Here is a 14133-nt window from a genome sequence, read left to right as displayed (position 1 = left end):
GCGGTGGGCCTCTTCCGTCCACAGAGGTCAGACGACGGTCCAGGTGTCCTTGCCGCGCAGCAGGCTCTGGAGATCCGGCCGGCGGGCCGCGCGGGCCTGCTCGACCTGGGCGCGGGCGCCGTCGTCGTAGGTGGGCCGCTCGACCTGGCGCAGGATGCCGATCGGCGTGTGCGTCAGGTTCTGATCGCCCAGCCGCGACAGCGCGAACGAGTAGGTGGACTCGGCGATCGACGGGTCGTGGACCACCAGGTTCGCCTCGCCGATCTCGCTGACCCGGCCGATGTCCAGCCCGCCCCACTCGCCGCGGCGGACACCGAACTCGCCCTGGGCGCCGAACCGGATCGGCTCGCCCGCCTTGAGCGGGATCAGCCGCTGGGCCGCCTCGTCCTTGTCCTTGAGCACGTCGAAGGCACCGTCGTTGAAGATCGGGCAGTTCTGGTAGATCTCGACCAGGGCCGAGCCGCGGTGCCGGGCCGCGGCTTCGAGCACCTCGGTCAGGCCCTTGCGGTCGGAGTCCAGCGCGCGCCCGACGAACGACGCCTCGGCGCCGATGGCCAGCGAGAGCGGGTTGAACGGCGCGTCCAGCGAGCCCATCGGGGTCGACTTGGTGACCATGCCCTGCCCGGAGGTGGGGGAGTACTGGCCCTTGGTCAGCCCGTAGATCCGGTTGTTGAACAGCAGGATCTTGATGTTCACGTTGCGGCGCAGCGCGTGGATCAGGTGGTTGCCGCCGATGGACAGCGCGTCGCCGTCGCCCGTGACCACCCACACCGACAGGTCCGGGCGGGTGGTGGCCAGCCCGGTCGCGATCGACGGCGCGCGGCCGTGGATCGAGTGCATGCCGTAGGTGTTGAGGTAGTACGGGAACCGCGAGGAGCAGCCGATACCGGAGACGAACACGATGTTCTCGCGCTTGAGCCCGAGCGTCGGCAGGAAGGACTGCACGGCGTTGAGCACCACGTAGTCCCCGCAGCCCGGGCACCAGCGGACCTCCTGGTCGGACTTGTAGTCCTTGGCCTTCTGCGGTTCTTCGGTGGCCGGCACGAGGTCCAGGCCACCCAACTGGGGCAGCCCGAGGTCGATGGCAGTCACTTGACGCCCTCCGAAGTGATGATGTCGCGGAACAGGTCCTGCAGCTCCTCGGCCTTGAACGGGAGACCGGCGACCTTGGTGTGCGAGTGCACGTCCACCAGGTACTCGGCCCGCAGCAGCAGGGCGAGCTGGCCGAGGTTCATCTCCGGCACCACGACCTTGTCGTAGGAGCGGAGTAGGTCGCCCAGGTTGGCCGGCAGCGGGTTGAGGTGGCGCAGGTGCGCCTGCGCGATCGGCAGGCCCAGCTTCCGCACCCGGCGGCACGCCGCGCCGATCGGGCCGTAGGACGAGCCCCACCCGAGCGCGAGCACCCGTGCCTGGCCGCCGGAGGGGTCGTCCACCACGACGTCGGGCACGTCGATGCCGTCGATCTTGGCCTGGCGCAGCCGGACCATCTTGTCGTGGTTGTCGGGGTCGTAGGAGATGTGCCCGGTCCGGTCGGCCTTCTCCAGCCCGCCGATGCGGTGCTGGAGTCCGGGGGTGCCGGGCACGGCCCAGGCGCGGGCCAGGGTCTCGGGATCGCGCACGTACGGCCAGAACTCCCCGGACCCGTCCTCGGCATTGGGCTCGGTGGCGAACTCCACGCGCAGGTCGGGCAGGTCCTCGACGTTCGGCACCAGCCACGGCTCGGAGCCGTTCGCGATCGCGCCGTCGGACAGCAGCAGCACCGGGGTCCGGTACTTCAGCGCGATCCGGGTCGCCTCCATCGCGGCGTCGAAGCAGTCGGCTGGCGAGAGCGGGGCCACGATCGGCACCGGGGACTCGCCGTTGCGGCCGAACATGGCCTGCAGCAGGTCGGCCTGCTCGGTCTTGGTCGGCAGTCCGGTGGACGGGCCGCCGCGCTGCACGTCGACGACCACCAGGGGCAGCTCGGTCATCACGCCCAGGCCCACGGCCTCCGACTTCAGCGCCACCCCCGGCCCGGAGGTCGAGGTCACGCCCAGCGCGCCGCCGTAGGAGGCGCCCAGCGCCGCGCCGATGCCGGCGATCTCGTCCTCGGCCTGGAAGGTGAGGATGCCGTAGTTCTTGTGCTTGGACAGCTCGTGCAGGATGTCCGAGGCCGGCGTGATCGGGTAGGTGCCGAGCAGGATCGGCAGCCCGGACTGCTGGCCGGCCGCGATCAGCCCGTAGGCCAGCGCGGTGTTCCCGGTGATCTGCCGGTAGGTGCCCCGGTTCAGCTTGGCCGGGGCGACCTCGAACGTCGTCGCGAACGACTCGGTGGTCTCCCCGTAGTTCCAGCCCGCGCGGAAGGCCAGGACGTTCGCCTCGGCGATTTCCGGCTTGGTGGCGAACTTCTCCTTGAGGAAGCGCTCCGTGCCCTCGGTCGGCCGGTGGTACATCCAGGACAGCAGGCCGAGCGCGAACATGTTCTTGCACCGCTCGGCGTCCTTCTTGCCGAGCCCGGTTCCGGCCAGCGCGCCCTGGGTCAGGGTCGACATGGCGACGCGGTGCACCTGGAACGAGGTGAGCGAGTCGTCGTCGAGCGGGTCGTTGTCGTACCCGACCTTCACCAGGTTGCGCTTGGTGAACTCGTCGGTGTTCAGGATGATCGTGCCGCCCTTGGGCACGTCGTGCTGGTTGGCCTTCAACGCGGCCGGGTTCATCGCCACCAGCACGTCCGGCCGGTCGCCGGGGGTGAGGATGTCGTAGTCGGCGAAGTGCACCTGGAACGAGGAAACCCCGGGGATGGTGCCCTGGGGCGCGCGGATCTCCGCCGGGAAGTTCGGCATCGTCGACAGGTCGTTGCCGAACGCCGCCGCCTCGGAGGTGAAGCGGTCGCCGGTCAGCTGCATACCGTCGCCGGAGTCGCCCGCGAACCGGATGACCACCCGGTCCAGCTTGCTGACCTCGGTGGACCTGGTCGCGGTCAGGGAGCCGGGACCGTCACCGGCCCCGCTGCCGTTCGCACTCGTGCTCATGGGTCAGGGAATCCCTCTCTCCCGACGTGCCTGCGGTCCCGGGCCGGCCCCGGGGTGAACGCCCGCCCGGCGATGTCGGCTGGACCACCAGGCCTGGCCCCAAGGCTACCCGTCGGGAGCGGGGAAACCCTCGAAGTGTGGGGTACCCGGAGTTGGTAGTTTCCGGGCCCGGCCACGGTGACCGGCGCGGCGATTTACCTGTGACCGATGGTAACGCCGCGGACCGGGCGAACCGCAGTGACGCCCGTCTCCCACGGATGGTTCAACGCCGGCTGATCCGGGTTCGCATCGCGGCCAGCCGCTCGGCGAACGCCGGAGCGGCCAGTGATTCCAGTTGCGGGCCGATCTCGGCGTCGACCGCGGCCGCGTGCCGGGCCAGGTCCGCGGTGCGGCGCAGCGTCCGCTTCGTGGACAGGACCACTTCGCGGGGCGCGGCGACGGCCGGTGCGGCGAGTTCGCGGGCGGCCCGGACCAGCGCGTCGTGATCGCCTTCGACCAGCCGGTGGGCCAGCCCGGCCCGGACCGCGGCCCCGGCGTCGAGCGATTCGCCGAACAGCGTCATCGCGGCGGCCTGCTGCGGGCCGACGGCGCGCTGCGCCATCCAGGTCATCCCGCCGCCCGGGTGCAGGCCGAGGTCGAGGAAGCGCGGGATGAACTTCGCGTGCGGACCGGCCAGCCGGACGTCCGCGGCGAGTGCGAGGTTCAGCCCGGCGCCGACCGCCGCGCCGCCCACCGCGGCGATCGTCGGAAGGGTGCAGCGCGCGACGGCGAGGAACCCCTCGTAGACCGCCCGCAGGCCCTGCTCGCCCGCGCCACCCAGCGCGGTCAGGTCCGCGCCCGCGCAGAAGGCGGGCGGCGCACCGGTGACGACCACGGAGTGCACGGACTCGTCGGCCTCGGCGCGCGCCACGGCCTCAGCGAGTTCGGCGGAGAGGTCGAGAGTGAGGGCGTTACGGCTCTTCGGCGCGTCGACGGTGAGGAGCGCGACGCCCTGGTCGTGTTCGCTGCGGATGCGGTCGGTCATGGGCCTCACCCTAGGAGCCGGTGGTGGCCAGGACGGCGCTGCGCGTCCTGGCCGCTCACGAGCTCTTCGGGTTGGGCGGGCGCTCCAGCAGCCGGGACAGCACGACCGTGGACACGGTGCGGTCGATGATCTCCAGTCCGCGCAACCGTTCCAGGGCCGTCTCGAGGTGGTGGATGTCGCCCGCGCGCAGGTGGACGATGGCGTCGGCCGCGCCGGAGACGGTGTACGCGGCGACGACCTCCGGCAGCGGTTCGAGCCGGGCGCGGATGCGGGCGGGCGTGACGTTGCCCTGGCAGTGGACCTCGACGAAGGCCTCCGTGCCCCAGCCGAGGGCCTCCGGGTCGACCACCGCGGTGAAGCCGCGCAGGACCCCGGTTTCGAGCAGGCGATCCACCCGCCGCTTGACCGCGGGCGCGGAGAGACCGACCACCTTGCCGATGTCCGCGTAGCTGGAGCGCGCGTTGGCCACCAGGCAGGAAACGATTCGCTGGTCGATGCTGTTCACACGCAATGTTTAGCAGGTATGTGCGCAGCAAACAGCGATTGATTGTGAGTTTTGGCCAACCTTACCCTTCAACCATGCCGGGATCTGCTGAGCCGCGAGTGCCGACCACCCGCCGCTACCTCATGTGCGAGCCGCGGTTCTTCGCGGTCGACTACGTGATCAACCCCTGGATGGACCCGACCCAGCCGGTCAGCGCCGACGTCGCCGTCGCGCAGTGGACCGAGCTGCGTGACACCTACCGGCGCCTCGGCCACACCGTCGAGGAGATCGAGCCGCAGCCGGGGCTGCCGGACATGGTCTTCGCCGCGAACTCCGGCACCGTCGTGGACGGGCGGGTGCTCGGCTCGCGGTTCCGGGCCCCGCAGCGCACCGCCGAGGCCGAGCACTTCCGCCGCTGGTTCGTCGAGCACGGCTACCGCGACCTGACCATGCCGGAGCAGGTCAACGAGGCCGAGGGCGACTTCGCCTGGACCGGGCGGCTGCTGCTGGCCGGCACCGGCTTCCGCACCGACCCGGCCGCGCACGCGGAGGCGCAGGAGGTGCTGGGGGTGCCGGTCGTCTCGCTCCGCCTGGTCGACCCGCGGTACTACCACCTGGACACGGCGCTGTTCGTGCTCGCCGAGGCCACCGACGTGAACACCGCGCAGATCGCGTACTACCCGGAGGCCTTCTCGCCCGGCTCCCGGCGGGTGCTGGCGCGGCTGTTCCCGGACGCGGTGATCGCGACGGCGGCCGACGCGGAGTGCTTCGGCCTCAACGGCGTTTCCGACGGGCGCAACGTCGTGCTGCCCCGGGAAGCGACCGAGCTGGCCGACCGGCTGGCGGCCCGCGGGTACGACCCGGTGCACGTCGACATCTCGGAGTTGCGCAAAGCCGGCGGGGGCCCGAAGTGCTGCACGCTGGAAATTCGCAAATAACCTCGCGTCAATAGTGTAACTACTCCATTTGCCAATCCGATTAATCGTGAACAAGCTCGAAACGGTTGATCGGAGGAGCGTGGTGGTCCACTTCGCGGTGCACGGGGTCGGTCGTCCGGCCCGCCCGCTCGACCCGGGCGAGGACGAGCGCTGGATCACGGTCGAGCAGTTCGACTGGCTGCTCGAAGCGGTGGCCGAGCACGAGGGCGCCCAGCTCACCTTCGACGACGGCAACGCCTCCGACGTCGAGGTCGTGCTGCCCCGGCTGGTCTCACGCGGCCTGCGGGCGGAGTTCTTCCCGCTGGCCGGCCGCGTCGGCGAGCGCGGTTACCTCGACCCGGACGGACTGCGGCAGCTCGTCGACGCCGGGATGGACGTCGGCTCCCACGGCTGGGAGCGCCGCGACGGCCAACGGCTGGACGACCGCCAGGCCGAGCGCGAGCTGGAGGCGGCGCCGCGCTTGCTGACGGAGCTGAGCGGGCACCGGGTGTGCCACTACTCGCTGCCCTCGGGCCGCCCGGACCGCCGCGTGCTGCGGCGACTGCGGGACTCGGGGGCGACGCGGGTGTATGCGAGTTCTCGTTCGCTGCGGGCCGGGACCGGACCGTGGCTGCGGCCGCGGGTGCAGGTGCATCGGGAGATGGACGCGCAGTGGGTGGCCGGGGTGCTCGGGGGCGGGTTCCGGCGGGGGATGGGCGGGTGGTGGCGGGGGTGACCGGCCTCCGGTCACCGTTGCCTGCGCCGGGCGCGGTGAGGAGAATCCGCACGGCGCCCGCGGTGGTGGGAAGGGGATCCTTCGCGGCTGTCGGGGGCGTGAAGGATCCCCTTCCCGGTTCCCGGAAAGCGCATTCTGCCGGACCGCCGCGAATCCGCGAGGGAGGTTTCCGGCCCGGGGAGGGCGCGAGCCGAGCGGCCCGGCTGCTCGGCGGGACCACCGGCGGCCCAGCAGCCGAAAACCCCCGGCCAGGCGGCAAAAATAGTGAAATCGATACCTGAATCCTGTAACGGCTGGGCGCGGTAACGAACCGTCCCGGCCCGGCGACCAACCGGTCAGCCGAGCGGGCGGAGGTTCAGGCGTGAAGATCAGTGTCTTCGGGCTGGGTTACGTGGGGTGCGTGTCCGCGGCCTGCCTGGCGGGGCGCGGGCACGAGGTCGTCGGGGTCGACGTGAACCCGGTGAAGGTCGACCTGGTGACCCGGGGCCACGCGCCGGTGGTCGAGGAGCGGATCGGCGAGCTGACGGCCGAGGTGGTGGCCGCCGGGGCGTTGCGCGCGACCACCGACGTGGCCGAGGCCGTGGCGGCGAGCGATGTTTCGCTCGTCTGCGTGGGCACGCCCTCGGCGCCCAACGGCAGCCTGTCCACCGAGTACCTGGAGCGGGTCGCCGACCAGATCGGCGAGGCGCTGGCGCGCAAGCCGGCCCGGCACACGGTGGTGTTCCGCAGCACCATGCTGCCGGGCACCTGCCTCGACCTGCTCGTGCCGATCCTGGAGAAGTCCAGTGGTGGCACCGCCGGGGTCGACTTCGGGGTCGCGGTGAACCCCGAGTTCCTGCGCGAGGGCAGCAGCGTCCGCGACTTCTTCGACCCGCCCAAGACGGTGATCGGCGAGATCGACGCGGTCAGCGGCGACGTGGTGGCCCAGCTCTACCAGGGCCTGCCCGGTGCGGTCTTCCGCGTGCCGATCCCCGTCGCGGAGATGACCAAGTACGCCGACAACGCTTTCCACGGCCTCAAAATCGGCTTCGCCAACGAGCTCGGCTCCATCTGCCGCGCCCTCGGCCTCGACTCGCACCAGGTGATGGACGTCTTCCTGGCCGACCGCAAGCTCAACGTGAGCCCGGCCTACCTGCGGCCCGGTTTCGCGTTCGGCGGCTCCTGCCTGCCGAAGGACCTGCGCGGGCTGGTCTACGCGGCGCGGCGCGCGGACGTGTCCGTGCCGATCCTGGCGCACGTGCTGCCGTCCAACGAAGACCACCTGCAGCGCGCGTTCGACCTCGTCGCGCGCACCGGCCAGCGCAAGGTCGGATTGTTCGGCCTGTCGTTCAAGCCCGGCACCGACGACCTGCGCGAGAGCCCGCTGGTCGAGCTGGCCGAGCGGCTGCTGGGCAAGGGCTACGACCTCAAGATCCACGACGCCAACGTCAGCCTCTCGCGCCTGGTGGGCGCGAACCGCGAGTACATCGAGGCCCGGCTGCCGCACCTGGGCCAGCTCCTGGCCGGCTCCGTCGAAGAGGTGCTGGCGCACGCCGAGGTCTGCCTGATCGGCACGACCGACCCCGCGGTGCTGGCCGCGCTCCCGCACGGCGGCGGGCAGACGCTCGTCGACCTGGTCCGCATCCCCGGCGCCGAGGCGCGCCGGGCCGAAGAGGGATACGTCGGTCTTGCCTGGTGACAAGAGGAAAGCGCTGATCCTGGTCGAGAACCTCTCGGTCCCGTTCGACCGCCGCGTGTGGCAGGAGTGCACCACGCTGCGCGACGCCGGGTGGGAGGTGCACGTGATCTGCCCGCGGGGCGACCGCCGCGACACCGAGGCCGAGGCCGTGCTCGACGAGGTGCGCATCCACCGGTACCCGCTCCGGGCGGCCACCGGCGGTCCGGCCGGCTACCTGCGGGAGTACGGCACCGCGCTGTGGCACACCCTCCGGCTCGCGCGCCGGATCGGCCCGGTCGACGTGGTGCACGCGTGCAACCCGCCGGACCTGCTGTTCCTGGTCGCGCGGATGCTCAAGCGCCAGGGCGCGAAGTTCGTCTTCGACCAGCACGACCTGGTGCCGGAGCTGTACCTGTCGCGGTTCGACCGCGGCCAGGACGCGCTCTACCGCGGGGTCTGCGCGCTCGAGCGCGCCACCTACCGGGCGGCCGACGTGGTGATCTCCACCAACGAGAGCTACCGCCAGGTCGCGCTGATCCGCGGCGGCAAACGGCCCGAGGACGTGTTCGTGGTCCGCAGCGCGCCGGTGGTCGAGCGGTTCCACGAGGTGCCGGTGGAGCCGGAGCTCAAGCGGGGCAAACCGCACCTGCTGTGCTACCTCGGCGTGATGGGCCCGCAGGACGGCGTGGACTACGCGTTGCGCGCGCTGGCTTCGCTGCGCGACGAGGTGGGCCGGGACGACTGGCAGGCCGTGTTCGTCGGGGCCGGCGACACCTTCGACGAGATGGTGGCGCTTTCGCACCGGCTCGGGCTGGCCGGCCAGGTCGAGTTCACCGGCCGGGTCTCCGACGCCGACCTGCTGCGCTACCTGTCGGCGGCCGACGTCTGCCTCTCGCCCGACCCGCTCAACCCGCTCAACGACGTGTCGACCATGAACAAGGTCATGGAGTACATGGCGATGGGCAAGCCCATCGTCTCGTTCGAGCTGCGCGAGGCGCGGGTTTCGGCGGGCGAGGCCGCGCTCTACGCCCCGCCGGACCAGGTCGGCGAGTTCGCCCGGCTGATCGGCGTGCTGCTCGACTCCCCCGAGGACCGCGTCCGCATGGGCCAGATCGGCCGGGAACGGGTCAGCGGACCGTTGGCCTGGGGGAACTCGCAGAAGGCACTGCTGGCCGCGTACGCGCGGGCGGTCCGCTGAAGGTGCGGCCTCGATCGCGGTTTGAACAAGGTTGCCGCCCGCGGTGTAACCAACTCCCGCAGCCGGACGACGGGGTCTATGACCGGCCCGCCTCTGGTGGGATCTGTGCGGGAGGGAGGACCCCGGTGTGAGCGAGGACGCGGTTCGGCTTTCCACCGTGGGGGTGCTCCTGCGGCGGCGGTGGCGGGTACTGCTGCTGCTGGCCGTGGTCGGCGCCGGGGTCGGCGCCGCCGCCTCGGCGGTGTTCTCGCCGGGCTACGAAACGTCGGCGAGCGTGCTGCTGCAGGGTCCGCGCCAGGCCGACGAACTGCTGACCCAGGCGCAGGTGGCGACCAGCTCGGTGGTGCTGGACCGGGCCTCGGCCACCCTCGGCCTGCGGGTCAGCGGCACCGATCTGCAGAAGTCGGTGACCGCTTCGGTGGCCCAGGGCAACGTCGTGACCATCACGACCCAGGGGGACAGCCCGGCGGCGGCGCAGCAGCTCGCGGACGAGGTGGCCAAGGAGTTCGTCAAGTACTCCACCCAGCTGCTCAGCAATTCGGCGGACACCGCGGCGCAGCTCGCGCAGGAGCAGCGGGAACAGCTGCGCCAGCAGGTGGCCCAGACCAATCAGCGGATCCTGGACCTGGCGGGCTCGGTGCAGGACGGCCAGACCGTCGAGGCCGTGCAGGTGCGGACCGAGCTGCAGGGCCTGCGCACCTCGCTGGAACAGGCCATGAACAACCTCACCGCGGCCGACGCCGCCACCGGCTCGGGCACCATGGTCGTGCTGGGACCGGCCGAGCGGCCGCTCGCCCCGGCCGCGCCGACGCTGCCGCAGCTGGTCGCCGGGGGCGCCGTCCTCTTCCTGCTGGCCGGGCTGCTCGGTCACCTCTTCGGCTCGCGCGCCGATCGGCGGCTGCGCGACGAGGAGGAGATCGGCGCGGCGCTCGGCGCACCCGTGCTGGCCGCGGTCGACGTACCCGAGTCCGCCGGACGCGGGCGGCCGAGCGGCGCCCGGGCCCGGCTGCGCCGGATCCTGGGCACCGACCGGCCCTGGCACCTGCCGCCGGTTCCGGCCTCGGCCGACCGGGCCAGCCGCGATCTGCGTTACCGCCGGGTGCTCACCCGGCTGCCGCCCGGGCCGGACGGGGTCCGGCGGCTGCTGGTGCTGGTGGCCGAGGACGACCCCGCGGCCCAGCGGGCCGTGGCCCGGTTCGGCGCGGTGGCCGCGGCCGAGCGGGCCCCGGTGGAGCTGACCGTGGCCGAGGTGACCGCGGCCCAGCCGATCGTGCCGGACGGCCGGGGCGGGGTGCTGGTGGTGCTCTCGCTCGGCTCGCGCGGTGCGTGGGAGCTGGTGGCCATGGCGCGGGCCTGCGCCGACGCCGGGCACGAGGTGCTGGGGGTGGTGCTCACCCGAGCGGTCCGCGTCCGGGGCAAGCTGCGTGAGGAGCCCGCCGACGCGGACCCGCCCCAGGCCCCGGCGGTTCGTGACGTGATGGCGGGTTCGGTGTGACGAGCCCGCAGAGTTCCTCCCCGCCGCTGATCGACTTGCACCGGCTGGTCGTGGCCGTGCGCCGCCGACGGCGGCTGTGGCTCGGCTTCGCGCTGGCCGGGCTGGTCCTCGGCGGGACCGCGGCCCTCGTGCTGCCGTCCGCGCCGACCGCCGTCACCAAGGTCATCGTGGTCCACCCGGACGACTCGCCGACCGACAGCGGCACGCTGATGCGCACCGACGTCGCGGTGCTGGAGACGGCGAAGATCGCGGCGTCGGCTCTGAAGAAGCTGGGCAGCACCGAGGCGCCGGAGGACTTCCTCGAGGACTACACCGGCCTCGGGCTGACCAACAACGTCATGCAGATTTCGGTCAAGGGCGAGACGAAGCCCGACGCCGTGGCCAAGGCGCAGGCCCTGGCCGAGGTGTTCATCGCCGACCACGTGCAGCGCAACCAGGCCGCCGCGACCGCGCAGGCCAAGGCCCTGCTCGACCAGCGCACGCAGGCCCAGCAGCAACTGGCCGACATCGACGCGCAGGCCGCGACCGAGGCGGCCAAGAGCAGCCAGGCGAACGCGGGCACGCTGGAGCAGCTCTACACCCAGCGCGCCGACCTCGTCTCGAAGGTTGCGGACCTGCAGAACCAGGCGCAGCAGGCCGGTATCGGCACCCCACAGGTCGCCGCGGGCACGCAGATCGTGGACGCGCCGGCCGTGCCGCCGTCGTCCCCGCTGAGGAGCGGGGCCACCGACGGGGCCATCGGCCTGGCCCTGGGGCTGGCGCTCGGGCTCGGGTTCGCCGCGGTCACGGCGCTGGTGCGCGACCGGCCGGTGCTGCGCCGGGAGATCGCGGAGAACCTCGGCGCGTCGGTGATCGCGCAGCTCTCGACGACGCCGCCCGGACCACCCCGGCTCTGGTCGTGGAGCCCGGTGGTGGCGGACCGCGGCCGGGTGGCCGTGACGCTCGCCCGCGCCACGAGGTCGGAACGGGGCCCGCTCGCGCTGCTGGAGCTGGGTGCGCCCGGAGTCGCCGCGGAGCTGGCGCTGGACCTGGCGAAGGAGCTGGCCGAGGACGGTCCGGTGGTGGTCGTCGACGACCTGCCGGGCCGTGACGTCGGCCAGCTGCCGGCGCCCGAAGGCGTCCTCGTGGCTGGAGCGGGCGAAACGCGCGAAGCGGCTTCGCAGCGGATCGGCGTCGGCACGGTCTCACCGGGCACCGCGTGGACGGACCTCGAATACCTGGGCACGGAAGCGGTGCTGGTCGTGCGCGCCGGGCACGCGAGCACCCTGTGGCTGCACACGGTCGCGCGCCAGCTGGCCGACTGCCGGATCCCGATCGCCGGGGTGGTGCTGGTCGACCCGGACCCGAGGGACCACACCGACGGCACGCTCTGGGACGGCCTGCACACGGCGTTGCGGGGCCGGGCCTCGGTCGTGCTGGAAAAACAGGCGGTCGCTGAGCAGGCGGCGGAGGCGGCGGCGGTCTCGGAAACGGTCTCGGAGGTGGCGCCGCGCAAGTTCGCCGAGCAGCAGCCGGAGCGGCCGATCGACTGGCCGGTGGGCGAGCCCGTGGTCGCGCGCCGGACCGATTCCTTCGACGCGCCGACCCAGCGGCTCCGGCCGGTCGTCCCCCGCACTTCCAGCACCGCCACCACCTCCGGCGCCGCCGTGCGCAACGGCCGGCAGACCTGACTTCCAGAGAGGCGAAACGCCGATGTGCGGCATCGCAGGGGCATACCACTGGCCGGACGGCGGCCCGCTGACCGACCGGCTCACCCGGTGCCTCGCGCACCGCGGCCCGGACGGCTCGGGCCGGTACGACCACCGCGCCGGTTCCGGTGAGGTCCACTTGGGACACCGGCGGCTGTCGGTCATCGACCTGTCCGAGACCGGGGCGCAGCCGATGGTGGCCGATGGCCTCGCGCTGACCTACAACGGCGAGCTGTACAACGCGCCGGAGCTGCGCGCCGAGCTGGAAGCCAAGGGCGTGAGGTTCCGTGGCACCTCCGACACCGAGGTGCTCTTGCGCGCCTGGCGCGAATGGGGCACGGACTGCCTGCCGCGGTTGCGCGGCATGTTCGCCTTCGGCGTCTTCGACGAGCGCACCGGTGAGCTCGTGCTGGTGCGCGACCAGCTCGGCATCAAACCGCTGTTCTTCGTGCGGCGCGGCGGGGGCGTCGTGTTCTCCTCGGAGCTGAAGGCGCTGGCCGGCGAGCTGGGCGGCACGTTGCAGGTGGACGAGGCCGCGCTCATCGCGTCCCTGCTCTACTACTGGGTGCCCGACAGCCGGTGCGCCTACCGCGAGGCGGAGAAGCTGCAACCGGGCACCTGGGCGCGCTTCCGCCCGGACGGCACCGGCGAGCGCGGCGCCTACTGGTCGCTGCGCCAGGTGGCCGAGGAGGGCGCGGCCCACTCCGGCGAAGTCGACCTGCACGCGGTGATCAGCGACTCCACCGACAAGCACCTGCTCGCCGACGTGCCGGTGGCCACCTTCCTCTCCGGCGGCCTCGACTCCAGCTACCTGACCGCGCTCGCCGCCCGGCGCCAGCCCGGGATGTCGGCCTACACCATCGGTTTCCGCGCCGAGGACGCCAAGTTCGAGGCGATGCCGGACGACCTGAAGTACGCGCGCGTCGTCGCGAAGCGGTTCGGGGTCGAGCTGCACGAGATCGAAATCGCGCCGCAGGTGCTCGACCTGCTGCCGCGGATGACCTACCACCTCGACGAGCCGATCGGCGACCCCGCGGCGATCAACTCGTTCCTGATCGGCTCGGCCGCGCGCGAGACCGGGGTCAAGGTGCTGCTCTCGGGCATGGGCGCCGACGAGCTGTTCGCCGGGTACCGCAAGCACTTCGCCAACCAGCTCGCCCGGCGCTACCAGCGGGTGCCCGGTCTGGTGCGCCGGCCGATCGAGTCCGTGGTGGACCGGCTGCCGGTCGCCTCGGCCCGGCGCGGGTACCGCAGCGTGCGCTTCGCCAAGCGGTTCCTGTCGTTCGCGGAGCTGCCGGAGGAGACGGCGTTCCGGCGCAGCTACACGATGTACGACCGCGGCGAACTGCTCGACCTGGTCCACCCGGACCTGGCCGCCCAGGTGGACGAGGTGCTGACCGAACACGCCGACACCTACGCCGACACCGGCCTCACCGACTACGTCAACCGGATGTGCCTGGCCGACGCCCGGATGTTCCTGCCCGGGCTGAACCTGGCCTACACCGACCGCTCGACCATGGCCGCGTCCACCGAGGTGCGCACGCCGTTCGTCGACGTCGAGGTGGTCAAGGCCGCGTTCCGGGTGCCGGGCCACCGCAAGATCGTCGGGCGCCGGGGCAAGGTGGCGCTCAAGGAGGCTGCGCTGGCGATCCTGCCGGAGGAGATCGTCCACCGGCCGAAGGGCCTGTTCAGCGCCCCGCTGCGGGCCTGGATGAGCCGTGACCTCGCGCCGCTGGTGCGGGAGGTCGTGCACGAGGGCGTGCTCGTCGAATCCGGGTTCCTGCAGCGGGAGGCGCTGCGGAAGCTCGTGGCCGAGGACGCCGCCGGGCAGCAGGACCGCGCCAAGCACCTCTGGCACATCTTGACCCTCGAGTACTGGTACCGCGGCGCCCGGTCCGCCGCGGTTTCGAGCAGCTAGGAGCG

At 72.3% G+C, this 14133-nt stretch carries 11 protein-coding genes; 7 read left to right on the top strand and 4 right to left on the bottom strand.

Features of this window, described 5'->3' with window-relative positions:
- Positions 1 to 27 precede the first annotated feature (27 nt).
- The 4 genes from NYF13_RS02835 to NYF13_RS02820 all read right to left on the bottom strand — a co-directional run bounded on the left by NYF13_RS02835 (position 28) and on the right by NYF13_RS02820 (position 4540).
- The gene (locus tag NYF13_RS02835) at positions 28 to 1092 is read right to left on the bottom strand and encodes a 2-oxoacid:ferredoxin oxidoreductase subunit beta (protein ID WP_315653914.1); all 1065 of its coding nucleotides are present in this window, start codon (positions 1090 to 1092) and stop codon (positions 28 to 30) included.
- Entirely contained in the window at positions 1089 to 3011 is a 1923-nt protein-coding gene (locus NYF13_RS02830; RefSeq protein ID WP_315653913.1) for a 2-oxoacid:acceptor oxidoreductase subunit alpha, read from the bottom strand. Before NYF13_RS02830 ends, NYF13_RS02835 begins: the two co-directional genes overlap by 4 nt.
- 262 nt (positions 3012 to 3273) lie before the next feature.
- Positions 3274 to 4035: an enoyl-CoA hydratase gene (locus NYF13_RS02825; RefSeq protein WP_315653911.1), complete on the bottom strand. Its 762-nt coding sequence runs from the start codon at positions 4033 to 4035 to the stop codon at positions 3274 to 3276.
- Between the two features lie 55 nt (positions 4036 to 4090).
- Positions 4091 to 4540: an Lrp/AsnC family transcriptional regulator gene (locus NYF13_RS02820; RefSeq protein WP_315653910.1), complete on the bottom strand. Its 450-nt coding sequence runs from the start codon at positions 4538 to 4540 to the stop codon at positions 4091 to 4093.
- A 74-nt stretch (positions 4541 to 4614) separates the two neighbouring features.
- On the opposite strand from NYF13_RS02820, the gene ddaH reads away from it, so the two are divergent.
- From ddaH to asnB, 7 genes are all read left to right on the top strand, one after another.
- Positions 4615 to 5457 (top strand): dimethylargininase, encoded by an 843-nt coding sequence (ddaH, locus tag NYF13_RS02815; RefSeq protein WP_396286436.1) that lies wholly within the window; start codon positions 4615 to 4617, stop codon positions 5455 to 5457.
- Between the two features lie 82 nt (positions 5458 to 5539).
- Entirely contained in the window at positions 5540 to 6172 is a 633-nt protein-coding gene (locus tag NYF13_RS02810; RefSeq protein WP_396287221.1) for a polysaccharide deacetylase family protein, read from the top strand.
- A gap of 361 nt (positions 6173 to 6533) precedes the next feature.
- The gene (locus NYF13_RS02805) at positions 6534 to 7850 is read left to right on the top strand and encodes a nucleotide sugar dehydrogenase (protein ID WP_315653908.1); all 1317 of its coding nucleotides are present in this window, start codon (positions 6534 to 6536) and stop codon (positions 7848 to 7850) included.
- A complete protein-coding gene (locus tag NYF13_RS02800) occupies positions 7840 to 9027 on the top strand; it encodes a glycosyltransferase family 4 protein (protein ID WP_315653907.1) in 1188 nt (395 codons plus the stop codon). Before NYF13_RS02805 ends, NYF13_RS02800 begins: the two co-directional genes overlap by 11 nt.
- A 127-nt stretch (positions 9028 to 9154) precedes the next feature.
- Positions 9155 to 10522: an exopolysaccharide biosynthesis protein gene (locus tag NYF13_RS02795; protein WP_315653906.1), complete on the top strand. Its 1368-nt coding sequence runs from the start codon at positions 9155 to 9157 to the stop codon at positions 10520 to 10522.
- Positions 10519 to 12192 (top strand): Wzz/FepE/Etk N-terminal domain-containing protein, encoded by a 1674-nt coding sequence (locus NYF13_RS02790; RefSeq protein ID WP_315653905.1) that lies wholly within the window; start codon positions 10519 to 10521, stop codon positions 12190 to 12192. The genes NYF13_RS02795 and NYF13_RS02790 overlap by 4 nt, the downstream gene beginning before the upstream one ends.
- Before the next feature lie 22 nt (positions 12193 to 12214).
- Positions 12215 to 14128, top strand: coding sequence for an asparagine synthase (glutamine-hydrolyzing) (gene asnB / locus NYF13_RS02785; RefSeq protein WP_315653904.1), 1914 nt, complete (start codon positions 12215 to 12217; stop codon positions 14126 to 14128).
- The last annotated feature ends 5 nt before the right edge of the window (positions 14129 to 14133 follow it).

The sequence above is a fragment of the Amycolatopsis sp. PS_44_ISF1 genome (assembly GCF_032335455.1).
GTDB lineage: Bacteria > Actinomycetota > Actinomycetes > Mycobacteriales > Pseudonocardiaceae > Amycolatopsis.
The sequence above is the reverse complement of the archived record's forward strand: the minus strand, read 5'-3'. Positions and strand labels throughout refer to the sequence as shown.